The 25,274-nt window shown below is 59.2% G+C and carries 24 protein-coding genes; 9 read left to right on the plus strand and 15 right to left on the minus strand.

Annotated elements, in window-relative coordinates:
• Positions 1-18: 18 nt before the first annotated feature.
• The gene (rho, locus tag ACR3E0_RS01635) at positions 19-1,290 is read right to left on the minus strand and encodes a transcription termination factor Rho (protein WP_480475546.1); all 1,272 of its coding nucleotides are present in this window, start codon (positions 1,288-1,290) and stop codon (positions 19-21) included.
• A 123-nt stretch (positions 1,291-1,413) separates the two neighbouring features.
• On the minus strand, positions 1,414-1,863 hold the full coding sequence (locus tag ACR3E0_RS01640) for a CopD family protein (RefSeq protein WP_480475548.1): 450 nt from the start codon (positions 1,861-1,863) through the stop codon (positions 1,414-1,416).
• 404 nt (positions 1,864-2,267) lie between these two features.
• Here ACR3E0_RS01640 and ACR3E0_RS01645 point away from each other — a divergent pair, with 404 nt between their 5' ends.
• Genes ACR3E0_RS01645 through dnaQ form a run of 4 tightly spaced genes read left to right on the plus strand, consistent with a single transcriptional unit; the run spans position 2,268 to position 5,002 of the window.
• Positions 2,268-2,867: a Maf family protein gene (locus ACR3E0_RS01645; RefSeq protein WP_480475550.1), complete on the plus strand. Its 600-nt coding sequence runs from the start codon at positions 2,268-2,270 to the stop codon at positions 2,865-2,867.
• Positions 2,864-3,697 (plus strand): shikimate dehydrogenase, encoded by an 834-nt coding sequence (locus tag ACR3E0_RS01650; protein ID WP_480475552.1) that lies wholly within the window; start codon positions 2,864-2,866, stop codon positions 3,695-3,697. Before ACR3E0_RS01645 ends, ACR3E0_RS01650 begins: the two co-directional genes overlap by 4 nt.
• Positions 3,694-4,287, plus strand: a complete 594-nt coding sequence (gene coaE / locus ACR3E0_RS01655) for a dephospho-CoA kinase (RefSeq protein WP_480475554.1) — start codon at positions 3,694-3,696, stop codon at positions 4,285-4,287. The genes ACR3E0_RS01650 and coaE overlap by 4 nt, the downstream gene beginning before the upstream one ends.
• On the plus strand, positions 4,280-5,002 hold the full coding sequence (gene dnaQ / locus ACR3E0_RS01660; RefSeq protein ID WP_480475556.1) for a DNA polymerase III subunit epsilon: 723 nt from the start codon (positions 4,280-4,282) through the stop codon (positions 5,000-5,002). Before coaE ends, dnaQ begins: the two co-directional genes overlap by 8 nt.
• A 25-nt stretch (positions 5,003-5,027) precedes the next feature.
• Here dnaQ and secB read toward each other — a convergent pair whose 3' ends face one another.
• Together secB and ACR3E0_RS01670 are read right to left on the minus strand one after the other, a co-directional pair.
• On the minus strand, positions 5,028-5,528 hold the full coding sequence (secB, locus tag ACR3E0_RS01665; protein ID WP_480475558.1) for a protein-export chaperone SecB: 501 nt from the start codon (positions 5,526-5,528) through the stop codon (positions 5,028-5,030).
• A gap of 54 nt (positions 5,529-5,582) precedes the next feature.
• A complete protein-coding gene (locus tag ACR3E0_RS01670) occupies positions 5,583-6,083 on the minus strand; it encodes an FxsA family protein (RefSeq protein ID WP_480475560.1) in 501 nt (166 codons plus the stop codon).
• 108 nt (positions 6,084-6,191) lie between these two features.
• Here ACR3E0_RS01670 and ACR3E0_RS01675 point away from each other — a divergent pair, with 108 nt between their 5' ends.
• The 3 genes from ACR3E0_RS01675 to ACR3E0_RS01685 are packed head-to-tail and all read left to right on the plus strand — an operon-like array spanning position 6,192 to position 8,475.
• Positions 6,192-6,851: a Tim44/TimA family putative adaptor protein gene (locus ACR3E0_RS01675; RefSeq protein WP_480475562.1), complete on the plus strand. Its 660-nt coding sequence runs from the start codon at positions 6,192-6,194 to the stop codon at positions 6,849-6,851.
• A complete protein-coding gene (gene mltA / locus ACR3E0_RS01680) occupies positions 6,848-7,888 on the plus strand; it encodes a murein transglycosylase A (RefSeq protein ID WP_480475564.1) in 1,041 nt (346 codons plus the stop codon). Before ACR3E0_RS01675 ends, mltA begins: the two co-directional genes overlap by 4 nt.
• On the plus strand, positions 7,888-8,475 hold the full coding sequence (locus tag ACR3E0_RS01685; RefSeq protein WP_480475566.1) for a Smr/MutS family protein: 588 nt from the start codon (positions 7,888-7,890) through the stop codon (positions 8,473-8,475). The genes mltA and ACR3E0_RS01685 overlap by 1 nt, the downstream gene beginning before the upstream one ends.
• Here the strand turns inward: ACR3E0_RS01685 and ACR3E0_RS01690 are convergent.
• From ACR3E0_RS01690 to hslU, 3 genes are all read right to left on the minus strand, one after another.
• A complete protein-coding gene (locus ACR3E0_RS01690; protein ID WP_480475568.1) occupies positions 8,472-9,692 on the minus strand; it encodes an MFS transporter in 1,221 nt (406 codons plus the stop codon). The genes ACR3E0_RS01685 and ACR3E0_RS01690 overlap by 4 nt on opposite strands.
• On the minus strand, positions 9,689-10,786 hold the full coding sequence (locus tag ACR3E0_RS01695; protein WP_480475570.1) for an alpha/beta hydrolase: 1,098 nt from the start codon (positions 10,784-10,786) through the stop codon (positions 9,689-9,691). The genes ACR3E0_RS01690 and ACR3E0_RS01695 overlap by 4 nt, the downstream gene beginning before the upstream one ends.
• Before the next feature lie 106 nt (positions 10,787-10,892).
• On the minus strand, positions 10,893-12,200 hold the full coding sequence (gene hslU, locus ACR3E0_RS01700) for an ATP-dependent protease ATPase subunit HslU (protein WP_480475572.1): 1,308 nt from the start codon (positions 12,198-12,200) through the stop codon (positions 10,893-10,895).
• A gap of 203 nt (positions 12,201-12,403) precedes the next feature.
• Between hslU and ACR3E0_RS01705 the strand changes: the two genes are divergently transcribed.
• Positions 12,404-13,645 (plus strand): MFS transporter, encoded by a 1,242-nt coding sequence (locus ACR3E0_RS01705; protein ID WP_480475574.1) that lies wholly within the window; start codon positions 12,404-12,406, stop codon positions 13,643-13,645.
• Here the strand turns inward: ACR3E0_RS01705 and hslV are convergent.
• Positions 13,642-14,193 carry an ATP-dependent protease subunit HslV gene (gene hslV, locus ACR3E0_RS01710; RefSeq protein ID WP_480475576.1) on the minus strand — a complete coding sequence of 184 codons (552 nt, stop codon included), beginning with the start codon at positions 14,191-14,193 and terminating at the stop codon, positions 13,642-13,644. The genes ACR3E0_RS01705 and hslV overlap by 4 nt on opposite strands.
• Before the next feature lie 197 nt (positions 14,194-14,390).
• Here hslV and ACR3E0_RS01715 point away from each other — a divergent pair, with 197 nt between their 5' ends.
• The gene (locus ACR3E0_RS01715) at positions 14,391-14,585 is read left to right on the plus strand and encodes a DUF1127 domain-containing protein (RefSeq protein WP_480475578.1); all 195 of its coding nucleotides are present in this window, start codon (positions 14,391-14,393) and stop codon (positions 14,583-14,585) included.
• 268 nt (positions 14,586-14,853) lie between these two features.
• On the opposite strand, the gene trxA is transcribed toward ACR3E0_RS01715, so the two are convergent.
• The 7 genes from trxA to ACR3E0_RS01750 are packed head-to-tail and all read right to left on the minus strand — an operon-like array spanning position 14,854 to position 25,215.
• A complete protein-coding gene (gene trxA, locus ACR3E0_RS01720) occupies positions 14,854-15,174 on the minus strand; it encodes a thioredoxin (protein ID WP_480475580.1) in 321 nt (106 codons plus the stop codon).
• Positions 15,175-15,234: 60 nt separating this feature from the next.
• Entirely contained in the window at positions 15,235-18,594 is a 3,360-nt protein-coding gene (gene addA, locus ACR3E0_RS01725) for a double-strand break repair helicase AddA (protein WP_480475582.1), read from the minus strand.
• The gene (addB, locus tag ACR3E0_RS01730; RefSeq protein WP_480475584.1) at positions 18,591-21,515 is read right to left on the minus strand and encodes a double-strand break repair protein AddB; all 2,925 of its coding nucleotides are present in this window, start codon (positions 21,513-21,515) and stop codon (positions 18,591-18,593) included. Before addB ends, addA begins: the two co-directional genes overlap by 4 nt.
• Positions 21,508-22,194: a nucleotidyltransferase family protein gene (locus ACR3E0_RS01735; RefSeq protein ID WP_480475586.1), complete on the minus strand. Its 687-nt coding sequence runs from the start codon at positions 22,192-22,194 to the stop codon at positions 21,508-21,510. Before ACR3E0_RS01735 ends, addB begins: the two co-directional genes overlap by 8 nt.
• Positions 22,191-23,195, minus strand: coding sequence for an aminoglycoside phosphotransferase family protein (locus tag ACR3E0_RS01740; RefSeq protein ID WP_480475588.1), 1,005 nt, complete (start codon positions 23,193-23,195; stop codon positions 22,191-22,193). Before ACR3E0_RS01740 ends, ACR3E0_RS01735 begins: the two co-directional genes overlap by 4 nt.
• Complete coding sequence (gene tsaE, locus ACR3E0_RS01745; protein ID WP_480475590.1) at positions 23,192-23,665, minus strand: tRNA (adenosine(37)-N6)-threonylcarbamoyltransferase complex ATPase subunit type 1 TsaE; 474 nt, start codon at positions 23,663-23,665, stop codon at positions 23,192-23,194. Before tsaE ends, ACR3E0_RS01740 begins: the two co-directional genes overlap by 4 nt.
• A 41-nt stretch (positions 23,666-23,706) precedes the next feature.
• Complete coding sequence (locus tag ACR3E0_RS01750) at positions 23,707-25,215, minus strand: PAS-domain containing protein (protein WP_480475592.1); 1,509 nt, start codon at positions 25,213-25,215, stop codon at positions 23,707-23,709.
• Positions 25,216-25,274: the final 59 nt, after the last annotated feature.

Consider the following 25,274-nt stretch of genomic DNA (forward strand, 5'->3'; position numbering starts at 1 on the left):
CGTCCGTTAAGACCTGTGTCAGGTATTCATCGAATCGAAGAACTCACCATTTGTCTTGGTCTGTTTCAACTTGGACAACAGGAACTCGATCGCGTCGGTGGTGCCCATCGGGTTGAGGATACGACGCAGGACAAAGGTCTTGGCCAGATCGCCCTTGTCGACCAGCAGGTCCTCTTTCCGGGTGCCGGACTTGAGGATGTCGATGGCCGGGAACACGCGCTTGTCCGCAATCTTGCGATCCAGAACGATTTCCGAGTTACCAGTGCCTTTGAATTCTTCGAAGATCACTTCGTCCATCCGGCTGCCGGTGTCGATCAGCGCGGTGGCGATGATGGTCAGCGACCCACCCTCTTCGATGTTCCGCGCCGCACCAAAGAACCGCTTGGGCCGTTGCAGAGCGTTTGCGTCCACACCACCGGTCAGAACTTTACCCGAGGATGGCACAACAGTGTTAAAGGCCCTACCAAGTCTTGTGATCGAGTCGAGAAGAATAACAACATCTCGTTTATGTTCGACCAAACGCTTGGCTTTTTCGATGACCATTTCGGACACGGCCACGTGGCGGGTTGCGGGTTCATCAAAGGTGGACGACACAACCTCACCCTTCACCGAACGCTGCATGTCGGTCACCTCTTCCGGGCGTTCGTCGATCAGCAGGACGATCAGATAGCACTCTGGGTGGTTCTGTTCGATCGAATGCGCGATGTTTTGCAGGATCACCGTTTTACCGGTCCGCGGCGGTGCCACGATCAGCGACCGCTGGCCTTTGCCAATCGGCGAGACAAGATCGATCACACGGGCAGACTTATCCTTGATGGTGGGATCTTCGATCTCCATCTTCAGACGTTCATCGGGATAGAGCGGCGTCAGGTTGTCGAACAGGATTTTGTGCTTGGCTTTCTCCGGCTCTTCAAAATTGATCTTGGTAACCTTGGTCAGCGCGAAATAGCGTTCGTTCTCATCAGGTGCTTTGATGTCCCCTTCAACCGTATCACCGGTCCGCAGCGAGTGCTGGCGGATCATATCTGGCGAAACGTAGATGTCATCCGGACCCGGCAGATAGTTCGCCTCGGGCGAGCGCAGAAAGCCAAAACCGTCCTGCAAGACCTCAAGCACACCATCGCCACCGACGATCCAGCCTTCATCCGCGCGTTCGCGCAGGATCTGGAACATCATCTCGCCCTTGCGCATGGTTGAGGCATTCTCGATTTCGAGTTCCTCTGCCATCGACAAAAGGTCTTTTGGGCTTTTGGCCTTGAGGTCAGCCAGATTCAGGGATTCGGTTGTCATGATATACGGACCTTGGCCGACTTAAGTGCGGCACAGATTGGAATTTCAAATTGGAAGAGTCATCACCCGGACGGGCGCGTTGCGTCTTACATAGGCCGCAGGGCTGACAGAGTCAAACAGGCGTCAGAATTTCAGGATGACCGCCAGAACGATCACAACCATCAAGACGGTCGGAACCTCGTTCATCATGCGGTACTGGCGCCCTGTGAGCGTGTTTCGCCCCTCGCGAAAATCCTTGCGACGCGCCATCAGCCAGTGATGAAACCATGTCATCCCAAGCACGGCCGCACCCTTGACCCAGGGCCATGACCAGTCCCATCCCACAATGCCCGGCGTAAAGACCATGATCAGCCCGCAGACCCACGCCACGACCATCGCAGGACCCATGATCACCCGCAGCAGCTTTTCTTCCATTTCATAGAAGATTTCCTGCGCCCCATCGACCGCTTGTGCCTTTTCAACGTGATAGACGAACAGTCTGGGCAAATAGAACAGTCCCGCCATCCACGAGATGACCGCCATGATGTGAAGCGACTTCACCCATGGATAGATTGCAAAAAGGAAATCGGTCATTTTGGTTCCCGGCTATGATCTGACCCTCCCTAATAAAAAAATATAGAAAGAAAAAGGATGATGGTTTTGTAGGGCGCTCAAAATCCGTGGATTACTGGTTTACACAAGTGTTTCTCCCCAGGTGGACAGAATTTAGCATTTTCAAAGTAGGTTTGGTGGATTAGATAAAAGTGATTTAAAAACATATGGTTATACAAAATTTCATCAAAACTTCCTGTGGATAACTCATTGGGTATCTGGGGAAATATGGTTTATCCATGTGATCAGAGTTGTCCTTGTACACCCGGGATAGTCTTCGAACGACTCAGAGGTGTTTCGGGCGAAAATCCCGGGGTTGCGTGTCAATCGGAAAACCATACAAACCGTACCAGACCTCTCATCGATTAGCCCACGGTGTTTTCCACATGACTATCCCCATCGTCCTTGCCTCAGGGTCTGCCATTCGAGCGCAATTGCTGGAGAACGCTCGGGTTCCATTTTCCGTTCAGAGTGCACGGGTGGACGAGGATACGATGAAACGCGCCCTGTTGGCGGAAAACGCGTCCCCGCGCGATATTGCCGACGCGCTGGCGGAAATGAAAGCGCGCAAGGTCAGTGACAAGAACCCCGGTGCCATGGTTCTGGGCTGTGATCAGCTTCTGGATTTCGAAGGGCAATTGTTGTCAAAGCCGGAAAACCCCGAAGATGCGCTGGCGCAGTTGAAGGCGTTGCGCGGCAAACGGCATAAGCTTTTGTCTGCGTTGGTGATTTATCAGGATGGGGAACCGATCTGGAGACATGTCGGGCAGGTTCGTCTGCGAATGCGGGCCAGTTCGGACACATATCTAAAAGACTACGTAGCAAGGAACTGGGATAGTATTCGGCACGCTGTCGGCGCCTACAAGCTCGAAGAAGAGGGTGTGCGTCTGTTTGCCAGCATTGACGGGGACTATTTTAACGTTTTGGGTATGCCCTTGTTGGAGCTTCTCAACTACCTGGCTGTCAAAGGGGTAATCAAGCAATGACCGACTATCGGATTCCCCTGGCCGGGGTGATCGGGCATCCCGTTGCGCATTCACGGTCTCCGAAACTGCACGGGCACTGGCTGAAAACCTATGACTTGCCGGGGTGTTACATCCCGATGGATGTGGTGTCAGCAGATCTGGAAACCGTTCTACGTACCTTGCCAAAGGCTGGATTCGTCGGCGCGAATGTCACCGTCCCGCATAAAGAAGCGGCCTTGCGGTTGGCAGACCATGTATCGGACCGGGCGTCTGTTATCGGCGCGGCCAATACGCTTGTGTTTCGGGACGATGGTTCAATTCATGCTGACAACACCGACGGTTATGGCTTCATGGAGAACCTGCGCCGTGGTGCGCCAGACTGGAACGCGCAGGATGGACCCGCCGTGGTGTTCGGTGCCGGAGGGGCCGCGCGGGCCGTTCTGCAGGCGCTGGCGGATGCGGGTGTGCCGGAAATTCTGCTGACAAACCGCACCCGAACCCGGGCTGACTATCTGAAAGAAGAGTTCGGCCAGCGCATCACCGTGGTCGATTGGGTTCAGGCCGGCAACGTGATCGAAGATGCGGAGCTGGTGGTCAACACCACCTCTCTGGGGATGCAGGGGCAGCCAGACTTGCGTGTACCTCTGGACGGTCTGCAACCGGGCGCAGTTGTGACCGATCTGGTCTATGCACCCCTGAAAACCCGGCTTTTGCAGACTGCCGAAGAGGCGGGGTGCACTGCAGTCGATGGTCTGGGCATGCTGTTGCATCAGGCGGTACCTGGATTTGAACGATGGTTCGGCCTGCGCCCCGAGGTTGATGCAGAAACGCGCGCGGCGACTCTGGCATGAATTTTGCCCTTGGCCTCACCGGATCCATCGGCATGGGCAAAAGCACGACGGCCCAGATGTTCGTCGACGAGGGCTGCGCCCTGTGGGATGCAGACGCCGCCGTACACCGGCTTTATTCTTCCGGTGGCGCAGCAGTTGACCCTATCGGGGCCGTCTTCCCGACTGCCATATTGGATGGCGCCGTCAGCCGGGAGGCGTTGAAACAGGTCATTTCGGACAATCCGGCAGCCCTGAAGACCATAGAGGCCATTGTACATCCGTTGGTTGCGGCAGACCGTGCCACGTTCCGGGCAGAGACCTCGGCAGAGATTCTGGTATTTGACATTCCGCTGTTGTTCGAAACCGGTGGCGATGCGGCAATGGACGCCGTGGCCTGCGTGTCGATCCCAGCAGCGGAACAAAAGCGCCGGGTGTTGGAACGGGGAACGATGACCGAAGCGCAGTTCGAACAGATCCTCGGCAAGCAGATGCCAAACGATGAAAAATGCGCGCGGTCGGATTTTGTGATTGTCACCGACACACTGGACCATGCCCGCGCACAGGTGCAGGATGTCGTCAGGCAGATCAGGGTGGGGATGGCAGATGCGTGAGATTGTGCTCGATACCGAAACCACGGGCTTTGACCCGGATGGTGGGGATCGGATCGTCGAAATCGGGGCGGTCGAGTTGTGGAACCACGTGGCTACGGGCGAGACTTATCACGTCTATATCAATCCCGAACGGTCCATGCCCGAAGAGGCGTTTGGCGTTCACGGAATTGGACCCGATCTACTGGAAACGCCCCGCCCAGCGGAAAAGGGTGAGGTCACATTAAAAGACAAGCCTATTTTTTCCAAGATTGGTCAGGGGTTTCGTGACTTTGTGGGTGAAGCCAAGCTGGTAATCCACAATGCCTCCTTTGACATGAAGTTTTTGAATGCGGAACTGAAATGGATGGGTTTGTCTCCCATTCCGATGGATCAGGCATTGGACACGCTTGCCATCGCGCGCAAACGGTTTCCGGGCTCGCCGGCTTCGCTGGACGCACTGTGCCGTCGGTTCAGCATCGACAATTCGAACCGTGTTTTGCACGGGGCTCTGCTCGACTCGGAAATACTGGCCGAGGTGTATCTTGAACTGATTGGTGGGCGGCAGCCTGACTTTGGACTGTCCTCATCTGCTGCAACCGCGGCAGGCGGCGGCGAAGACTGGCGACCAGCGCCGCGGGACACTCCGTTGCCATCCCGGATCACCGAGGATGAGCGCGCTGCGCATCAAAAATTCTTGGAAAAGCTGGGCGAACACGCCCTTTGGACCCGCGCCTGAACTTGTCAGGCGCGGGCGCCAATCATCAGGCGTCCGCTTTCTGGGCCTGCTCGGCCTGACGGCGCATCAGTTCATTGCGGTACAGGGATACAAAGTCGATATTGTCGAGGTTGACCGGCGGGTAGCCGCCGTCGCGGGTGATGTCGCTGACGATCCGGCGCAGGAACGGGAACAACATGCGCGGACATTCGATCATCAGGAACGGGTGCAGCTGATCCTCTGGCACGCCTTCCACGTGGAACAGGCCGCAATAATCGATCTCACACAGGAACAGAACGTCCTCGAGGCCTTTGGCCTTGGACTTCAGGTTAAGCTTGATCGCGACCTCATACTGGTGGTCCTGTTGACGCTTTTTTGCGTCAAGGTTCACCTGAACCGAGATCTCGGGCTGCACGTCCCCGGACACGCCCTTTTGGGCCATCACGTTTTCAAAGGACATGTCACGGATGAACTGCCCCAGAATGCGCATCTGTACCTGAGGGGCAGCTTGGGCCGCAGTGTTTTCTGCAGCGTTTTCTTCGGCCATGGATCTACTCCAAAAATAAAATTCGCCACTGCTTATCAAGTTGGGCCGGGTACCTCAATGCCGGTGCGGGCCTTCAACCCATTTGGACGGTTTTGACGGGTCTTTTCGGGGCCGAACCTCGGTGAATTCGCCATCAATCACGTCGTCGCGGTCAAACGGAGATCTGCGGCCCTGAAACCCGGGGCGCGGTCCCATCTGAAACTGTGTGACGGTGACCTTGGATTTCAGATAGCGGAACACTGCCACCCGAACACCGGGGATCAGCAAGGCAAAGCCGATTGCATCGGTGAAAAATCCCGGCGTCAGCAACAAGGCGCCGGACAGCAGGATCATGGCTCCATGCGCCAGCGGTTCGGTCGGATCATCAAGCTCGGCAAAGGATCGCTGCAGGTTTCCCAGCGCCATGCGACCTTGTGTCCGCACCAGAACGGTGCCCAAGAACGCAGTCAGGACTACTATGGCAAGAGTCGGCCACAGGCCGATCAGACCACCAACCTGGATGAACAGGGCGATCTCGATGATCGGAACCAATAAAAAAGCCAAGAACAGGTACATTTGCGTTATCCTTTACCATAGGCCGGGCTGTGGACTTGCCACGAACTGTCACCTACATAGTGGCATGAGGCCGCATACACAAAGTTCCGGCGCTGAAAAGAGGACGAAATGAACTCACCCCTGATCCAGCTTCTGGTGCTGGCCGGAATTGCGATTTTCCTGATCCTGCGCCTGAGAAGCGTACTGGGAACGCGTGAAGGTTTCGAAAAGCCGCCGCTGCAAAAGCAGCCCGACGCCAACAACTCGCGCCGCGATTTCGAGGTGATTGAAGGCGGGCCGGATCACGATATCACCGATCATGTCCCCGAAGACAGCGAACAGGCCCAGACACTGGCCGCGATGAAACGGGTTGAGCCCGCCTTTTCCGTCGGCGAGTTTGTTCAGGGCGCACGTGGCGCTTACGAGATGATCGTGATGGGATTCGAGCGGGGAAATCTGGACGAAATCCAGCCCTTCCTGTCGGAAGAGGTGTTCGACACCTTTGTCTCGGTCGTGGCCGCGCGGGAAGACCAGGGCCTGACCATCGAAGCCGAATTCGTCGGTGTGCGTGAAACCACCTTGACAGATGCAAACTTCGACAAGGACACCAACCAGGCGGAAATCACGATGCGCTTTGTTGGTGAACTGACCTCGGTCGTGCGGGACCGCGGCGGCGATATCATCGAAGGCAACCCCAACACCATCAAACGCCAAAAGGACAGCTGGACCTTTGCCCGTGTCATGGGCAAGGACGATCCGAACTGGCTGCTTGTTGCCACGGACGCATGATTGCCACGCTCCGGTCGCTATTTCTGGTGGGCGCAATGACCACCGCCAGCGCCGCCGGAGCCGAGGCGACGCGTTCCATTCTGTCATTTGACGACCTGGATGGCTGGGCCGCCGACGATCACGGGGCGGCCCTTTCGGTTTTTCTGAACACATGTGGGGATCTGGGCGATCCGGATTGGCGTGCATTGTGTGGCGCTGCGCGTACGTATGAACCAGACGCGGCCCGCGCATTCTTTGAATTGTTCTTTCGCCCTGTCTTGGTCGAAGACGGTAAGGACGCCCTGTTCACCGGATATTTCGAGCCAGAACTTGACGGTTCCAGAACTCGGTCTGATCGCTATAGATACCCGCTTTATCGCATTCCGCCCGAGGCCCGCGCAGTTGGTAAATGGTTGAGCAGGCGCGAGATTCTGACCGGCGAGGCCATGAATGGCCGTGGGCTCGAGATTGCCTGGGTCGATGATCCGGTCGAGCTGTTCTTCCTGCAGATTCAAGGCTCGGGGCGTATCCGGCTGCCCGACGGCACCGCCCTGCGCGTGGGCTATGGCGGGGCAAACGGGCATCCCTATCGCTCGATCGGAGTGGAGTTGATCCGACGGGGTATTCTCGGAGCCCATGAGGTCAGCGCACAGATGATCCGCACCTGGGTGCGTCGGAACCCTGAAGCCGGGGCTGAGCTGTTGTTTCACAACCCGTCTTATGTATTTTTTCGCGAGGTCACGCGCGTTGCCCCCGAGCTTGGCCCCCTGGGCGCGATGAACCGGTCGGTGACAACGATGCGCAGCATTGCGGCCGATCCGGCCTATACACCGCTGGGTGCGCCGGTCTGGGTGGAGAAGGACGGAAGAGACCCGCTGCGACGGCTGATGATTGCACAGGATACCGGATCTGCCATCAAGGGCGCACAACGGGCTGATATCTTCTTTGGGACCGGGGATGAGGCCGGACAGGCCGCGGGTCAGCTTAAGGACCCCGGCCGGATGGTCGTTTTGCTACCGATCCAGCGCGCATATGCATTGCTGCCGGATGAGTTCTGATGGCGCGGCGCAAACTGACGGCGGATGAAATCGAGCTGTGGCGCAAGGTGGCAAAACAGGCGGAAAGACTGCACCCCGAAGTTCCGCAGACCGTACATCCGACATCGCTGCCCAAACCCAAGCCAACCAAATCGCCGAGACTGCGATTGGATGCGTTCGCACTGGGCCAGAAAGCACAGACAAAGCAGGGTACAAACGCTCTGAAACCGTCAGTCACCGAAGGCCTGCGCAGCAAGCCGGTACAAATGGACACCAAGGCGTTTTCCCGCATGAAGCGCGGCAAGCTCAAGCCCGAAGGCAAGCTGGATCTGCATGGGATGCGTGTCGACAATGCACATCCGGCCCTGATCCGCTTTGTGCTGAGCGCACAGGCGTCCGGCAAACGGCTGGTCCTGGTGGTCACCGGCAAGGGCAAGGACCGGGATGCGCCCGGCCCGATCCCGACCCCGCGCGGCGTGTTGCGCACTCAGGTGCCGCAATGGTTGTCGCTGCCGCCACTGGCGCAGGCGGTGTTGCAGGTGACGCCTGCACATATCAGCCATGGGGGCGATGGGGCCTATTACGTGTACCTGCGCCGGGTTCGCTAAAAGGTGCGTACCGCGCGGGATATCCCGACATGGATCAGAACGCAGACCAGCACAAAACCCCCTGCGATCCACAAGAACTGCGCATCCAGCGAGACGCCAAAGTCAATCAGCACGCCGGTCAGTCCCGGCCCGACGGCGGACCCCAGAACCATGACCGCCGCGGCCATGGCCTTGATCGCACCAATATGCCGCGTGCCATAAAACTCGGCCCAGAAAGCGCTGGGCAGGGTACTGTTCGCCCCAACGGTCAATCCCAGCAGGATCAGGCCCAGCAACGCGCCACTGATTGACGTGGTGATAGACAGGACAACAAAACCAAGCCCGATGGGCAGTTGGTAATACGGCATCATCCGCGCCGTGCCCCACTTGTCCAACGCCCACCCGGCTGCAAACATCGACAGCAGTGACACGCCGGTAAAGGCCGGGAACAGGGCCACCAGCTGGATGTGCTGCCAGCCTTTGATCTCTGCCAAGTAAACCTGATGAAAGAAGAACGCGGTTATGAACGCAGAGGGCGCCATCACCGACGGCACCATGAACCAGAACAGCGGGTTGACCAACGCGTCACGCCGCGACCAGTGCCGCCCCTCCATCCCGGTAGCGTTGTACTCATCGGTCAGGCTTTGCGGTGTTCTTTCCTGACGCAGCAGGCGCGTCAGAACGGGTATTCCCAAAACCGTGATGGCTGCTGCAACCAGCCATAACCAGCGCCAGTCCAGAAAAGCCATCGCCGCAACAAAGACCAGTGGCAACAGGGCCTCTCCTATTGAGTACCCGGCCGAGGCGATGGACAGGGCCTTTCCGCGTGTCGCGGTGAACCAGCGCGCCATCGCAACAACGGCCAGATGCGTGCTCATCCCCTGACCGAACAGGCGCAGGCAGAAGATCACGACCGGCAAAAAGGCCAACCAGATGTTCGTGGCCATCGCGACGGCGGCGAGTGCGAGACCGAACAAAACGGCCGGGCCCAGAACCCGGACGCGAAAGACATCGGTCAACCCACCAGCCCAGATCATGACAATCGCGGCCCCGGTTGTCCCCAGCGTATACAACCCGCCCCATCCGCCATGGCTCAACCCATATTCGGCCCGTATGTCGCCTGCGAAGATCGAGATGAAAAACGTCTGTCCAAAGCTGGACAGAAAGGTCAGCAAGACGCCGGCACTCAACCACTTGGCATTCTGAACGAGATAGTCGCGCAGGCTGAACCGTGTCACGGAGCGCTGACCTGCGGCTGGCCGGTTCCTGTCAGCACGATTTCGGTCGCCCCGTCCGTGTTTCGTTCGGTCGGCGGAACCAGGCCGTCGATGCCGGGTCGATCCCGCCCGAAAGTGCGGTTAACGCGTTGGGCCGAGCTGAGCAACGACAGCAGCGCAGGTGAGGTTGCCGCAACGAAATGCGATGATCCGGCATCGCTGTTGAAGGCCGTCGTGTCGATCACGCTGATGGGATAGTCCGACAGCTGCGCAACGGAATCGATGTTGCCCAGCCGTTTGCTATCCGCCGTACCGCGCAGTCGCGCCGAAATATTCAGGATTTTATCCTTTTGCGATACCATCACCACAAAGGGGTCCGGTGGGTAGCGGATGCTGTTCATCTGCGTGCGGAACAGGTCAACATCCAGATCCGGTGAAATCAGAATGACGCCTTCGATATTGCGGCGGGACCAGCCCGGCTGACGCAGTTCGGCCTGACGCATCATTTCCATCGTCAGAGCGCCGCCCATGGAATGTGCGACAATGTTGACATGCGTCACACCCATGGATTTCAGCTCGCGCACGGTGCGTTCCAATCCGTCCCGTGCGAACAGCATGCTGTCGAGATCATAGGCATAGCCGACCCCGCGCGCCTGGCTGGGCCAGGAATAGATCAGGATGGAGCCCGGAATACCGATGTCATGCGCCAGTTGCGCAGCCCGGAACGCGGTTTCGGTTTGCGTCGCGTTGTAGCCATGCACAAAGATCGTGACATCGTTGACGCCTTTCAGCCGATTGCCAAGGTCCTGCGCACCGGTGAACTCTGTGACATCCGCCAGAACAAACTGCTTTTCGGGATTTGGATTTGCGTAAGAAAACTTGAGGGACCCGGGCGTGTGGGACGGTGGAATCGATACCGTCATCTCAAGATACCTCAACTGCTCGGCGCGTCGGTATCCGTAAGACCCATCCGCCTCGCGGGCGCGGGACGTCACGGCAAACACGGTCTCAGGCGTGCCGACGCGCAACGCGTCCGGAACCGTCTCGGAAACCGAACGGTCCACACAGGCACTCAGCGACAAAGCGGTCAGCAGGACAAATAAATAGCGCAGCACAATCAGATCTCAGTGTATCTTGCGGCTACGCTATCGATTTCTGCCTCCGCGTCCAGAGACAAGGGATGGCAATACCCGGAAATGCGGCAAGTTCCGGCTGGTCCGGTTACAGAACGTAACGGCTCAGATCCGCCGATTTGGTCAGCTCTCCCAGATTGTCGCTGACAAACTGTGCATTGACCGTGATTTCCGTTCCGGCCTTGTCCGGCGCCTCAAAGGACAGCTCTTCGAAGACACGTTCCATCACCGTATACAGCCGCCGAGCGCCGATATTCTCGATGCTCTGGTTCACGTCAGCCGCAATTTTGGCCAGCGCGGCGATGCCATCTTCGGTAAAGGCGACAGTGACGTCTTCGGTGCCCATCAGGGCGGTGTACTGGAGTGTCAGCGCGTTATCGGTTTCGGTCAAAATGCGTACAAAATCTTCCTCGGTCAGTGCGCGCAGTTCAACCCGGATCGGCAGACGACCCTGCAGTTCCGGCAGCAGGTCCGAGGGTTTGGCGATGTGAAACGCGCCCGACGCGATGAACAGGATATGATCGGTCTTGACCGGGCCGTGTTTGGTGGACACAGTCGTGCCTTCGATCAAAGGCAGCAGGTCCCGCTGCACCCCTTCGCGGCTGACATCACCGCCACGGGCGTCGGTCCGCGCACAGACCTTGTCGATCTCATCGAGGAAAACGATGCCGTTCTGTTCCACGGATTCCAGAGCGACGCGAGTCACGGTTTCGTCGTCCAGCAGCTTGTCGGCCTCTTCCCCGATCAAGGTGTCATAGCTTTCGGCAACGGTCATGCGGCGTTTGACGGTGCGTCCGCCGAATGCTTTGCCAAAGATGTCCCCTATGTTCATCATGCCCATCTGGCTGCCGGGCTGTCCGGGTATGTCGAACATCGGCATGGGATTTGAACTGTCGCTAACCTCAAGTTCGATCACCGTATCGTCCAACTCGCCGGCCTTGAGCTTTTTTCGGAACATTTCACGCGTTGCGTCGCGTGCATCCTCGCCGGCGATGGCTTCGATCACCCGGTCTTCTGCGGCCAGATAGGCTTTGGCCTTGACGTCTTCGCGCATGTATTCGCGGGTTTGCAGGATGGCGGCGTCGGCCAGATCGCGCACGATCTGTTCCACGTCGCGCCCGACATAACCGACTTCGGTAAACTTGGTCGCTTCGACCTTGATGAACGGTGCGCGGGCCAGCTTGGCCAGTCGGCGGCTGATTTCGGTTTTGCCTACACCGGTGGGTCCGATCATCAGGATATTCTTGGGATAGACCTCGTCACGAATGTCATCCGCAAGATGCTTGCGCCGCCAGCGATTGCGCAAGGCCACGGCAACCGCGCGCTTGGCGTCTTTCTGACCGATGATAAAGCGATCCAGTTCCGAGACAATCTCGCGCGGGGTCAGGTCGGTCAAGGGGCAGTCCTCTCACTCGGTAAAGGTAACATCCGGCTTAGGTAATCACGCCATTTGTGAAAACAACCAAGCCATTTGCATCGGCAGCGCTGGTTAGCAACGGCTCCTCCGGTTTGCAAATGCTTTCCGTGCACAGTGCCATTAGGTGAAGCGACCACCGTCTGCTAGAATGATTTCAATGGTTTGAGGGTCAGGATTGAGAAATGACGAAGATTGCCAAGGTAACCTTGCTGTTCGTGGTGTTTGTAGATCTGATCGGGCAGGGCCTTGTTTTTCCCATCATCAACTCACTGATCATGGAGACAAAGTCCGGCTTTCTGCCCGAAAGCACAGCCACGGGGCGCCGGCATTTCTACTACGGGCTGGTGATCGGTTGCTTTTTTCTATCCTGGTTTCTGGGGGTGGTCTATGTGTCCAAGGTCTCAGATTCCATCGGACGAAAGAATGCCCTTCTGGTCTGCCTGGCGGGTGCGCTTGCAGGATATGCGCTGACCATCGTCGCACTCTACATCAACAGCCTGCTGCTTCTGATCATTGGCCGTTCGATCACCGGGTTCACCGCCGGCAATCAACCCATCGCGCAGGCGGCTATGATCGATGGGAGCACCGATGCCGCTGATCGCGATCGCAACATGGGCTACATCGTAACCGGCGTCAGCTTTGGTTTGGTGGGCGGCCCGATTATCGGGGCAGTTCTGTCTGACTCTGCCTTGCTGGGAAGCGCTGCAACCCTGAAAACGCCCTTCTACGGGGCCTTTGTTCTGGTCCTGATCGCGATCTTCCTGGTGATCGCGTTCTTTAAGGACACAAGGTCCGAGCGCGCGCCCTTTGTCTTCCGCCCGCGTGACATCACCGATAGTCTGATTGCGGTGCGCGGGCATCCGATGGTGCTGAAAATCATGCCGGTCTACGCTCTGTTCATGATCGCCAATGTGACGTTCTACGTGTTTGTCGACAACTTCCTGACCAGCGCCTTTGGCTACGGCGTGATCGGGGGCAGCGTGGCGATGGTGGTGATCGGCTTTGCTCTGGCCTTTTCCAGCACGTTCCTTGTCAAACCCGCGCAGGAGAAGTTCAGCAAGCATTCAATCATCTATACCTCGCTGGTGGTGATGGTGGTTTGCGGATTTGCCTTCGCCTTCAGCCCCAGCGGCGTGCTCAGCTATGTCCCGGTGTTCTTCTTCTACTTCTTTTTTGGTGTCTCCTACCCCACCCTGCTGGGCCTGTTCTCCTCATCCGTCAGCGAAGCGGATCAAGGCTGGGTCATGGGCGTCACGACCGCGGTCTTCTGCCTTGCGGGTGGCGTCATGTCTCTGATTGGCGGCGGATTGATGAGCATCGACATCCGCCTGCCCTACTACATCGTGATCATCACAGCGGCACTGGGCCTGATTGGAATGCACATGCGCTGGAAAGGCAAAGAGATCAAAGCGCTTTTGGCCTAAATCGATTCGACCGTCAGATTGCCGTTGGTGTAAACGCAGATGTCGGCGGCAATTGCCATGGATTGGCGGGCAACCTCTTCGGCGGATTTGTCACCATCCATCATTGCGCGCGCAGCGGCGAGGGCAAAGTTTCCGCCCGATCCGATGGCCGCCACATTATGTTCGGGTTCCAGTACATCCCCTGCCCCGGTGATCACGAGCAGGTCCTTGCCGTCGGTCACGATCAGCATCGCCTCGAGCTTTTGCAGGTATTTGTCGGTGCGCCAGTCCTTGGCCAGTTCGACCGACGCGCGCGCCAACTGGCCGGGCGTTGCCTCAAGCTTGGCTTCGAGCCGTTCAAGCAGCGTAAAGGCATCTGCGGTCGATCCGGCAAAGCCTGCGACGATCTCAAATCCGCCGGGGGACAGGCGGCGCACCTTGCGCGCGGTGCCTTTGATCACGGTCTGGCCCAGGCTGACCTGCCCGTCACCCGCGATGACGATCTGACCGCCCTTTTTGACGCCGATGATCGTCGTCCCGTGCCATCCGGGAAAATCGCTGTCTGCCATTCGGGCCTCCGTTCTTACCGGCGTTATATATGGGCCGCGCGCCGGTTCGGCGCAACCCGTTCTAAAACTGCACAAAAGATATGCACGGGACGCAATTCGGGGTTACCAGACCAGCAATTGTGAGTCCCCGGGTCCGGTACTATGTGAGGTTTACAACCGACAAGGGGTCGGCTGTTTCAAATCCAAGGACTGCGCAAATGGCAACCACTGCAAATATCCATGCGCCGCTCGGAGCAGCTACCATCCTGCACGTAGTGGACGCGTTTATCAAAACCTTCGACGATGCCGTCGTATGGAACGAAACCCGCAAAACCCGCAAGATCCTGTCGGGTCTGACAGACGCCCAGCTGGAAGATATCGGCCTGGTGCGCGCGGATATCGCAAAACTCTGATCCCACCCGGATCCACGATTTGGAACGGCCGCCCGGATTTCCGAGCGGCTTTTTCTTTGTCAGCGTTGCCGATGCCTGCCGCTCTGATCCGGTAGACACGCCTCGATGGCCGCAGTGGTCGCGGTCACGTATCGTTCACTCGAGTCTTGGTCGTGCGTGTTTCCTTGTAGACGGATTTGGTGTGTTACGGCCGTCCGAAAACTGCAACCGATCAAACAAAAAAGGCGCCCTGATCAGGACGCCCTTGGTTTCTTCGGTAGAACCCGGATCAGATCGACTCGTCAATCCAGCTCTGCAGGGCAGCCTTGGGTGCAGCACCGGCGCGGTTCGAAACCACCTGACCGTCCTTGAAGATGAACAGCGCCGGAATACCACGTACACCCATCGCGGCGGCGGCGTTGGGGTTACTGTCCACGTCAACCTTGGCGATCTTCAGTTTCCCGCCGTATTCGGTTGCCAGTTCTTCCAGTGCGGGGCCAATCTGCTTACAGGGTCCGCACCATTCGGCCCAGAAATCCACTACGACTGGGACATCCGAGTTCTTGACTTCGGCGTCAAATGTTTCGTCGGTGACGGCTACGGTCGACATTCTCTGTCTCCTGAATGAGATGCGCTTGGGAAGTGAACGTATGTGCGGCTGTGGGTGAGGTCAAGATATCTGGGTGTGGGCCAGCGCATCTGTCACAAGATCGTGTGGCAGCCACATCAGCTCGGCGGTTCGCGTCCACAAAATCGCAGTGCGAATGTCCCGGTCCGGATAGATCTGGGACAGCGCCTGCGCATAAGCTCCCATCTGCCGCAGCAGACCGTCCGGACAGGTTTCGGCCCGGTCTGGAACTGTCGCATTCGATTTGAAATCAATCACTTGTATGTCGGTATCCGTCACGATCAGGCGGTCAATGACGCCGTGCAGACGCTGCCCGTCCAGATCCGCCGACACAGGAACCTCAGCCAACGCGCCGGGGGCAAAAATGGGCTGCAAGTGCTCAACCGTCAGAACGCCGGATGCTTCTGCCAGCAATTCCTGCCGTTCCGCATCTTGCATGTCGGGTAGAACCCGAGCGCAAAGCTGCGGCCAGTCGCCGGGCTTTGCGTTAGGCAAATGTTCCAGCAGCAGATGCAAACGGGTGCCGCGTAGCTTGGCCACCTCTTCATCTTGTCCGGCATCGCCGGGCAAGGCTTTTGCCCCACCCAAGTCGGACGGGCTAATGGTCTCTGCGGTGGTCGCCGGTTCTTTTGCGGGGTGCCAAAAGTACTCCGGCAGATCCGCCACACCGCCCGACGGCTGTGGGCGCCCTTTCAACGGCAACCCATCCCAGTCACCGTGAGACAGCCGACGGACCTGTGATCCGGGCAGTTGCACGGCCCCTGCGCGGTCCATCGCAGCGTCGACCATCTGGTACCAACTGGACCCATCCGTGCCGACATCGCCCGCCGCCGCGACAATCAACCACTTTTCGGCCCGTGTTAGAGCCACATACAATAGGCGCAGCCGCTCATTCTCTTCCTTTTGACGCGCCTCGTCGCGGGCACTGGAAATCAGTCGCGGAGACGTATCCGACGGAACTTTCCACACAGGCACGCCGTCTGCCACCATGATTTCGGCATCGCGTGGTGCTTGTCGTTTGCCGGTATCCGGTAGGATGACGATGGGCGATTCCAGCCCTTTGGCACCATGCACGGTCATCACACGGATCATGTTGCCGACGCCGCTCATCTGCCGTTTGATTTCCAGGTCATCGGTCTGCATCCAGACCAGAAACCCGGTCAGACTGGGAATATCCGTCCGTTCATAGGCAAGGGCCTGGGACAGCAGCGCGTTGATCCCGTCTTCGGCCTCTGCTCCCAGCCGCCCAAGCAATTTGCGCCGCCCGTCATGGCGGGTGAGAACACGTTCGATCAGGTCGTACGGGCGCAGAAAGTCGATTTGTCCGCGCAAATCGTTCAACACGGCCAGTGTTTCAGGGAAGTCTTCGGCGCGCCTGCGCAGCGCTGCCCACAAGAACGGCTCATCCCGGCGGTGGGCCAGATCAAAAAGCTGCTGTTCAGACCACCCAAACAGCGGAGATTTCAGGGCGGTGGCCAGAGACAGGCTGTCCTCGGGTGTCGCCAGAAAACTCAGCAGGGCGGCAAGGTCTTTGACGGCCAGTTCCGCGCCCACTTTCAGGCGGTCGGCGCCTGCAATGGGAAGGCCCAGGGCTTTGCACGCCCGGATGATCTCGGCAAACAGATCGGAACGCCGCTGAACGAGGATCAGAAAGTCACCCGGCTGTATCTTGCGCCGCGCGAACCTGCCGGGCGTGTCTGTATCCTCCGGGATCGTCTCGCCCTGATCGATCATGGACTTGATGGATTGTGCGATTTGCTCAGCCAATATGACCGTGTGATGCCGGGCGCCCGGCCGGTCCACCGGGTCGGTCCAGTGGCCGTCCTCTGTGTCCTCGACCTTCTCAACCACGGGCCACAGATCGACCCGCCCGGGTAGGCCGTCTTTGAAAGCGATGTGAAGCGCTTCGTCCTGAAACCCGGCCTCGGCATGGTCTTCGAACAGAATATTCACCAACGAAAGGATCGCGCTTGAGGAACGAAAGGAATGCGCAAGCTCAGAAATCTCAAGCTTAGAGTCTGATTCTGCCAGTTTTCGCCCAAATTCAGCCTGCATCCGATCAAATGCCTGGGGGTCGGCCCCCTGAAAGGAATAGATCGACTGTTTCTTGTCACCGACGACGAAGATGGTGCGCTCAACATCCGAGCGGGCCCCCTGCCCGCTGGTGAATTCCCGGGCCAGCTTTTCGATCACATCCCATTGATCCGGGCTGGTATCCTGAGCTTCGTCGACCAGAATATGATCGATACCGCCATCCAGACGATACAGAACCCATTCCGCCACCGCCGGATCGTTCAGTACCTGACGGGCGCGCAGGATCAGATCGTCGAAATCGAGCCAACCGCGCAGCTGTTTGCGACGCTCATATTCAGGAAGAAAGGCGGCAGCAAAGCGGTGCAGTACCATGGTTTTCTGCGCAGCATGCAGGGCCAGCCGTTGTTCGCGCGCGGCCTCGATCCGCGTCATCAGCGCTTCGATCCGCGGCATCCGGTCAGCCAATGCGCCTTCGCGCAGGGCTTTGGTCGGGAAACCGCCGATCTTGGCGGAGAAGGGTTCTTGGGCAGCCTTGCCGGTCAACAACACGCTCTCCAACAGCGGCAAGGCGTTAATTCGGGCTTCTGCAAACCCGGCGAGCTTCACCGCCGCCTTGGCATTGTTGCCGCCGCTTTCGGTCAGCGCGGGCAGGATCGATTGCACCAACTCCACTTCATCACCCTGAAAGACCTGCGCGAGCAGGGCGTCCTCGTCAAATCCTTCGGGCAATCCAAAACGACGCCGCAGACTTGGCCCGTCCAAAGATTGCGCAAAACCGCCCCGCCTTTGCGTCACCGCTGCCGTCAGTTTTTCAAAGCCGGTGTCGGTGACAAACCCCGCCACATCCTCGATCAAACCGGCCTGTGGTCCTTCGGCAAAATCCTCGATGATCTCCTCACGCAGCAGGGCGGCGGCGCGGTCTTCCATCTCGGTAAATTGGGGGCTGACACCGGCCTCCAGAGGGAACCGGCGCAGCAGGGATGCGCAGAACGAGTGGATCGTCTGTATCTTCAACCCACCGGGCGTTTCGATTGCCCGGGCAAACAGCGTGCGCGCCTGAGCCAGATGTGTGGAGTCGATGACACCGGGTACGCCCAAGTCAGTCAGTTCGGCCAACAACTTATCGTCGTCCAGCATCGCCCATTCGCCAAGGCGTTTGAACAGCCGGTTCTGCATCTCACTGGCGGCGGCCTTGGTATAGGTCAGGCAGAGAATGTGCTGGGGCTGCACCCCGCCCAGCAGCAGGCGGGCCACTCGGTCGGTCAGAACCCGGGTTTTACCGGACCCCGCATTGGCAGCCAGCCAGGTCGAGGCATCCGGGCGCGCGGCCTGCACCTGCCGCTCGGTGGCATCGTTGCGCGGGCTCATGTCAGGTCCTCGGGATGGCTGTCGGCGGTGCGATCCCACTCGCCGAACCGGGCCAGGTGATCATAGTCGCCCTGATCGGTATCCTTATGCAACATACGGCGGGAGGAGAAGCCTTGATCAGGCTCTAAATAGGCTGAAAGGAGCTCCCTAAGTTCCGCCAACACCTTGTCGGTCGGTTCATCGGGCAACGGGGCCGCGACTTCCCTGTAGGTCCCGCCCATGCCGATAAACACCGCCTCTGCGACCATGGCCGGGTCGATCCCGTCCAAGCCGCCTTGTTCCGCCACGGCGGCTTCGATCAGCAGCTGTTTGTCGAACTTTGCCTGCTGGTTTTTGGTTGGTGGCGTGCCGGTTTTATAGTCGATGATCCGCAGGGCACCCCGGCTGTTCCGGTCAATCCGGTCCGCGCGACCGGTGATTGTGAAGTCAAGCGGGGTCAGTGCCAGGCGCATTGCCGCTTCGAACGCGACCGGTCCGCCGTCGTTGCGGCGCGTCATTTCAGCCCGCAGGAAATCATCCGCAATCCGGTCCAGACGCGCCAGCCACAGCTTGCGCGCCGTGGGCCATGCGACATGTTCCTCGAGCAATGTGTTGGCGCGTTTCAGAAAGTTTTCGCGGGTCAGCAGGGCGGCGTCGAGCACGCTGTCCTTGATAAACTGCTCTAGAACCTCGTGGATGACGATACCGCGCAGCCGGGCATCAGGCGCCTGTACCAGCGGGTCCAAGGGTTTCAGTCTTAACACGTATTTCGCATAGATCGCGTAGGGATCACGGATCAGCCGCTTGATGTCGGTCACGGTCAGTTGACGTGGCCGCGCCGCGATCGGCGGTCTTGGGGATGGGCGCTGGGCGGCATCAATTTCAGGCGCGTCCTCCAATGTCTGGGACCAGTTGAGCCAGTTCTGGCCGCGGGTTCGCATTGCGGTCAGCGCATCGGGGCCGCCTTGCTCCGGCAAGCCGCCGAGCAGATTTGTCAGGCGATTCAGCCAACGCGACGGAACGGTTTCCGCGTCGTCCGAGCGGGTGGCCCGTGTCAGCCAGACCTCGGGCGCGCCGATGGCCTGCTGGAAATCATGCGCAGACAGACCGATCCGGCGTTCCGGCAGCAACAGCCCGGCCTTGTCGCGCATCTGCCGGTTCAACCAGGGGTCCGGGGCGGGGGCTTCGGGCCAGCTGCCTTCGTTCAAGCCCCCCAGAATCAAAAGATCCGCGCCCTGAACGCGGGCCTCCAATGTGCCCCAGATCATGATATGCGGATGCGGCGCATCGCGATCGCGGACCTCTTCACCTGTCAGCAACGCGCCCAGCAGGTCCGAAAAATCAAGGGCCGTCATGACGCCGCCATGCTGCGCTTCGGCCTCGAGCGCTGTCATCACGGCCAATGCGCTTTGACCGGCATTCTTGTCCCAGAGTGTTCCGGGCTCACCTGTACTGCCGGTCGATATCGCCTCGGCCAGTGAACGCAGGGCCTCAACCCATTCGGCCAACGGACGTGCACCAGTAACCTGCCGGTCGCAAAACTGTGCGACCAGCCATTCAATCCATGCCTCGGGCGCATCCTTGCGGATTGCAAAGGTGGTCAGGCTGGCGGCGTCCGGAAAGGGGGGTCCGTTCCGGCGCAGATCCAGCTCCAGATCGCGGGTGTGGAGCAGATGGCTCCCGCGGTCTCCGCCATCGTGGCAGAGCGGGTGTTTGAGCAGCGTCAACAGCGCCTCGCCATCCAGCCGACGGGTGAAAAGCCCCGCGACATGACGCAAGAATCGGCCCGGAGGCGACAGTTGCAGCGGCAGACCAGCGCTGTCATCGGGCAGGATGTTCCACCGGTCCAATGCGGCGCTGACCTGCCGTGTCAGCATCCGGTCCGGTGTGATCAGAGCCGCGGTCTGCCCGGTCTCGGCGGCCTGCCGCAAGCGCAGCGCAATAGCCAGCGCCTCGGCCCTTGGAGACTGTGCCTCGATCAGGGTCAGATCCTGGGTCGCGCCGTGAAGATCGGTCAGGTCAGGCCCTTCGGTCATCCACGCGTCTGTTATGGGCGCTGGGCGTAAGGCTAATGAAACCAAACGGTTACGGGCCGGTGAGGGCGCCTGGTGATCCGTCCATGGTATAATCTGATCGGGTGCAAGCTCCAGCTCGCGCATCAGCTTGCGGAACCTGTATTGCGGGTGATCCTCGGATGTCAGAGCCTCATCCAGATTTTGCCACACGTGACTTGGTTGATCGAAATCGTATCCCGGCAGGACCAATGCCCCGTTCGGCAGCCGTGCAACCGCCTGCATCAACATCAGCGTTGTGCCGCGCGAGCCTGTTGAACCGGCCAGAATGACCGGGTGTTCTGGCGGGGTGACTTGCCAGCGGGCGATCAGGTTTTCGACCACATGCCGTTGCCGGGCCTGCACGTCCATGGCGCCAGCCTTGGTCCCGACGAAACGATCTGTGATGCCGATGAACGCCTGCGCGCGGGCCCAGTGTCCGGACATATCGCTGACATCCAGCTGGCGGATCGCGTCCGGAGACACACCTTCGCCCTGCATTTCATCCATCAAGGCAGCAAGGCTGTCGGACAGATCGAACAGCGATGATCGGGCCGCCAGATCGGGTTGCTGGTCGAGAAGCTTTGCGATCAGCTGCGTCAACTCCAGCCGACGGCGCAGCGGCGGGATGGCTGGCGGGATCTGTGCCAGATCGGCTGTCTCGCCGAGATCGGTGATCAGTGAGAGCCGGGGCAGCAGACACGGCGGTCCCTGATCGAACAGATCCCGCACACGTCTGGCCATCCGGCGGGTGTTGACCACCAGATGAACCCGCGCCAACGCCTCGGGTGGACCCGACACGCGGTCTCGCAAGCCCGCGACCAGAGCCTTGGGAAAATCCACGCCCGGTGGAACCGCAAAGACGCGAGGCAGGGCGGTTGGGTCAAACATCCGCCAACAACCCTTCGGCCAGCGCAATCCCCTCGGGCCTGCCGACATCGCACCACCGCCCGGGGTATTCCAACGCAAACAGGCGGCCCTGATCGTGCATGCGGTTCCAGAGCAGGTTCAGCGAAAACGCCTTTTCCGGAAACCTGCTCAAGCCGTCGGTCTTGAGGATTTGTGCCCCGCCATAAACAAGTCCGGGTCCCCGCGTGATCCGCCCGTTTTTGTCGGCGGTGAAATCGCCCGGCCCTGCGTGACCAAGGGTGCGATCTGTCGGGATGCACATCAACAGCGCATCCATTCGCTGTGGGCTCCAAGCGTCTTGAAGCAAAGTCAGAGGGTTGGGGCCCGCCCAGATCGCATCTGAATTCATCGTGAAAACCGGGTTGGACCCGAGCAGGGGGAGCGCCGCGCGCAGCCCGCCACCGGTTTCCAGAATGTCCGGTTCTTCCCGGGACACCACCACGCCCTTGGGGGCCAAATGTGCTTCCATCTGGTTAGCGCGGTAGTGCAGGTTGGCCACGACTTTCAGAGGGCCGTGCGCTTCGACATGCTCAAGCGCGTGGTCTATCAGCGGCTTTCCGGCCACGTTGATCAACGGCTTCGGCACATCCTTGGTCAGCGTGCCCATGCGGGTGCCAAACCCGGCTGCAAACAGCATGAGAGCGTCAGGCGACTGGGTCATGCCGCCCTCAGCTTCGCCAGGTTCTCTGGCGTGGGTTCGGGCAGGGCATCGCGCAACAGCTCTGCGACGGAAACCAGTGCTGGATGTTCCAGATCACGCATCAGATGCGTCCAGGCCGCCGGGATCAGATCGACGTAATGCGGCTTGCCGTAGTCGGTGGCCAGCCGTGCGAACCCACCCAGAATGCGCAGATTTCGCTGTGCGCCCAGCACGTTATATGCGGTGCGAAAGTCATGGTCGTCCATTCCGGCGGCTGTAAGGTAGCGGTCGATCATTTGCATTTCGATACCGACCGGAACAGCCCGACGCACATCCTGTAACAATGACATCAGATCATAGGCCGGGTGCCCCAGCATTGCTGATTGGAAGTCTAGCAACCCGACTCGTCGAACGCCGTCGCGGTCAGGCAACCAGATCAGGTTTTCGGCGTGATAGTCGCGTTGGATCACAACTTTCACGCCGGAAGTTTCGCGGTGCAGAAGGTCGGAGAACCGGTGCTCAAACCGATCGCGGGCATCCGTGTCGTATGATCCAGAGACACCCTGCGCGTATTTGGTGAATGACAGGGCGGACAGCTCGGTCATGAGGGCCGGATCATAGGATGGCAGTGACAAAGACGGCGCGTCATGCAGGTGTACCAGGACATCCGTGGCCGCCGCGTAGAGTTCGCGCTCCATGTCCGGGTGGCGCTGCAGAATGCGCGCAAACAGGTCATCGCCCAGATCCTCGAGCAACAGAAACCCGAACTCTGCGTCCTTGGCGTAAATCTCGGGCGCACTCAGGCCAATCGAACGCAGATATTGGGCCACGCGCACGAAAGGCTCGACATCCTCGCCTTTATCCGGCGGGGCGTCCATCAGAACAGCGGTGTGGCCGCTGGCCGGATCGGTCAGACGCTCATACCTGCGATTCGAGGCATCGCCGGCCAATGGCACGCGGGTCGCACCTGCCCAGGGCGTTTGTGCAATCAGGGCCTCGGCCAGCACCGTCCGGTTTGTCATGCAGCGTTCTCCAGTTTCCGCGCCCATTTCGGGTCGGACCAGGACAAGGTCAGGTGCCGGGTGTCCATCACGTCCGGGTCGGTCTGAAACCTCAAGGTCAATGCGGTTGCCGGGGCCAGCGGGCCCAGTTTATCGGGCCATTCCACCAGGCACAGTGCGCTGTCAAAGGCCTCAATCAGCCCCAGCTCTTCGATCTCCTCCGCCGAGCTGAGGCGGTAGAGATCGCAATGCCAGATTTCGCCCGCCGGTGTTTCATAGGCTTGCACCAGAGTGAAGGTTGGCGAAGGAACATCTTCGGGCTCCGCCATTCGCGATTGGATAAGGCTACGGGCAAAGTGCGTTTTTCCACTGCCGATCTTGCCGTCCAGCAGCAGGATATCTCCTGGCCCGAGGCGGTCGGCCAGACGCGCGGCAAACGCGGCGGTTTTCTCGGGGGACTCCAACGTGATCGTCAGGGGCGGCTTGGTCATGGCGCCACAATGGCCTTGCCTCCGGCCCGCTGCAACCCGGTTCAGGCGCTGATTTGCTGCATCCTTTCGGTGTCGACGGATTTCTTGTCCGCAGCAAACCTGACAATGGTCGCGCCGTTCTGCATTGGAGTGATCGTGCACTCCAAACAGGTGCCGTTGCGCATTTGAATATCCGCCGACCATTCGGTCCGGTCGTCCCGCATTTCCACAAAGTCGCGGATTTCACCCAAGACCGGCGTGGCCACGCAGTGTTCTTGCCATTTTCGCGTGACATCCATCACGGAATCGGCTTCGAACCCAACCTCATTCGCATCGGCCCACAACTGCTGGTAGGCATAGTTTGTCAGGGCCAGTGTCCCGTCATCCGAGAAAACGGCAATGGCATCGGCAAGCTTGTCCAGGATGGACTGCATCAGATCCATCTCTGACCGAAACCGACGGGTCAGGGTGATCTCGGCCGTTATGTCTTCGAACAGAAAAGCCACTGCGCCATCGGGATGGGGTCGGCCACTGACCGAATAAACCGAACCGGACGGCAGAGACCACGTCTCCTGATAGTTGCCGTCCTCAGCAGCCTCGAGCAGGTCGTTCATCTGACGGCGCCAACTGCGGTAGTTCTTGGGTTCGGGCATCATATGCTGATCCCGCAACTGGTCGAAAAAGCTGGACAGGCTGGGTCGGCAGCTCAGAAAATCAGGGGGCAGGGTGGTCAGATCAATGAGCGCGGGATTGAACAGGGCCAGTTGGCGATTGCGGTCGAATATCGCAAGCCCGATGGACAATTGGGCAAATGTCTTGGTCATCGTCTGAACGAATTTGCGCTGGGCCGTTTCGGCCTCAACGATGGCGTTGATGTCGGCCGCATAGCACAGACGGCCCTCTTCGCGCTCAATCTGTGTCAGGTCGAACCACAGCTTGTTGTGGCTGCCGTCAACGGCGACCGAGACGCGGGACTTTCCGCTCGGTCGCGCCTCGCCGTGGATCGCTGGAAACAGAGGGTCCGTCAGATCGGTATCCTGGCCCCGCGCCTTCCGGACCAGCGCGACATAGGCGGCATTGCACCACCGGACCCGTGTATTGTGATCGAGCAGCCACACCGGGTAGGGTGCCTGATCCATGGCAAGCCGGACGGGGTCATTCGGATCGCGCAAAACCGCGCTCGACGTTTTGGGCAATCCGCGCAGTTGAACGCGGACGATGCCGTCAATCCATTCACACAGCACTTCGCGCTCGACCGAACAGTCGATTGCGGACACGACCAGATTTCCATGATCGCGGATTGTTTCCGGCGTTTCAGGGAAAGTCGGGAAGTCCCGCTGCAGAAGACGCCGCAGATCGTCCCAGTTTCCAACGCATTCAAATCCTGCAAGCGCAATGTCAGAGTGGCTGATCAGCCGGTTTCCGTCGAACAGGAAAACGGCGTCGAACAGGGAAGAGGGTGAGAACAGACCGTATCCATCGTCGCGTCGTGCGCGCCGTGGTGCCAACCATTGAATCGCGAAGCAGCACGAAACCAGGCTGATCGCGGCCAGAATAATCCAGTCGGCCATATTCTACCCCATGCCTGAACGGAACTGGGCTAAACTATGCGGGTGATTGGTTAACGGTG

Source organism: Ruegeria sp. AJ12 (genome assembly GCF_056536245.1).

Bases quoted from the DNA above. Each gene is read 5' to 3' on its own strand.
- rho (WP_480475546.1), bottom strand. From the start codon at position 1,290: ATGACAACCGAATCCCTGAATCTGGCTGACCTCAAGGCCAAAAGCCCA.
- ACR3E0_RS01640 (WP_480475548.1), bottom strand. From the start codon at position 1,863: ATGACCGATTTCCTTTTTGCAATCTATCCATGGGTGAAGTCGCTTCAC.
- ACR3E0_RS01645 (WP_480475550.1), top strand. From the start codon at position 2,268: ATGACTATCCCCATCGTCCTTGCCTCAGGGTCTGCCATTCGAGCGCAA.
- ACR3E0_RS01650 (WP_480475552.1), top strand. From the start codon at position 2,864: ATGACCGACTATCGGATTCCCCTGGCCGGGGTGATCGGGCATCCCGTT.
- coaE (WP_480475554.1), top strand. From the start codon at position 3,694: ATGAATTTTGCCCTTGGCCTCACCGGATCCATCGGCATGGGCAAAAGC.
- dnaQ (WP_480475556.1), top strand. From the start codon at position 4,280: ATGCGTGAGATTGTGCTCGATACCGAAACCACGGGCTTTGACCCGGAT.
- secB (WP_480475558.1), bottom strand. From the start codon at position 5,528: ATGGCCGAAGAAAACGCTGCAGAAAACACTGCGGCCCAAGCTGCCCCT.
- ACR3E0_RS01670 (WP_480475560.1), bottom strand. From the start codon at position 6,083: ATGTACCTGTTCTTGGCTTTTTTATTGGTTCCGATCATCGAGATCGCC.
- ACR3E0_RS01675 (WP_480475562.1), top strand. From the start codon at position 6,192: ATGAACTCACCCCTGATCCAGCTTCTGGTGCTGGCCGGAATTGCGATT.
- mltA (WP_480475564.1), top strand. From the start codon at position 6,848: ATGATTGCCACGCTCCGGTCGCTATTTCTGGTGGGCGCAATGACCACC.
- ACR3E0_RS01685 (WP_480475566.1), top strand. From the start codon at position 7,888: ATGGCGCGGCGCAAACTGACGGCGGATGAAATCGAGCTGTGGCGCAAG.
- ACR3E0_RS01705 (WP_480475574.1), top strand. From the start codon at position 12,404: ATGACGAAGATTGCCAAGGTAACCTTGCTGTTCGTGGTGTTTGTAGAT.
- hslV (WP_480475576.1), bottom strand. From the start codon at position 14,193: ATGGCAGACAGCGATTTTCCCGGATGGCACGGGACGACGATCATCGGC.
- ACR3E0_RS01715 (WP_480475578.1), top strand. From the start codon at position 14,391: ATGGCAACCACTGCAAATATCCATGCGCCGCTCGGAGCAGCTACCATC.
- trxA (WP_480475580.1), bottom strand. From the start codon at position 15,174: ATGTCGACCGTAGCCGTCACCGACGAAACATTTGACGCCGAAGTCAAG.
- addA (WP_480475582.1), bottom strand. From the start codon at position 18,594: ATGAGCCCGCGCAACGATGCCACCGAGCGGCAGGTGCAGGCCGCGCGC.
- addB (WP_480475584.1), bottom strand. From the start codon at position 21,515: ATGTTTGACCCAACCGCCCTGCCTCGCGTCTTTGCGGTTCCACCGGGC.
- ACR3E0_RS01735 (WP_480475586.1), bottom strand. From the start codon at position 22,194: ATGACCCAGTCGCCTGACGCTCTCATGCTGTTTGCAGCCGGGTTTGGC.
- ACR3E0_RS01740 (WP_480475588.1), bottom strand. From the start codon at position 23,195: ATGACAAACCGGACGGTGCTGGCCGAGGCCCTGATTGCACAAACGCCC.
- tsaE (WP_480475590.1), bottom strand. From the start codon at position 23,665: ATGACCAAGCCGCCCCTGACGATCACGTTGGAGTCCCCCGAGAAAACC.
- ACR3E0_RS01750 (WP_480475592.1), bottom strand. From the start codon at position 25,215: ATGGCCGACTGGATTATTCTGGCCGCGATCAGCCTGGTTTCGTGCTGC.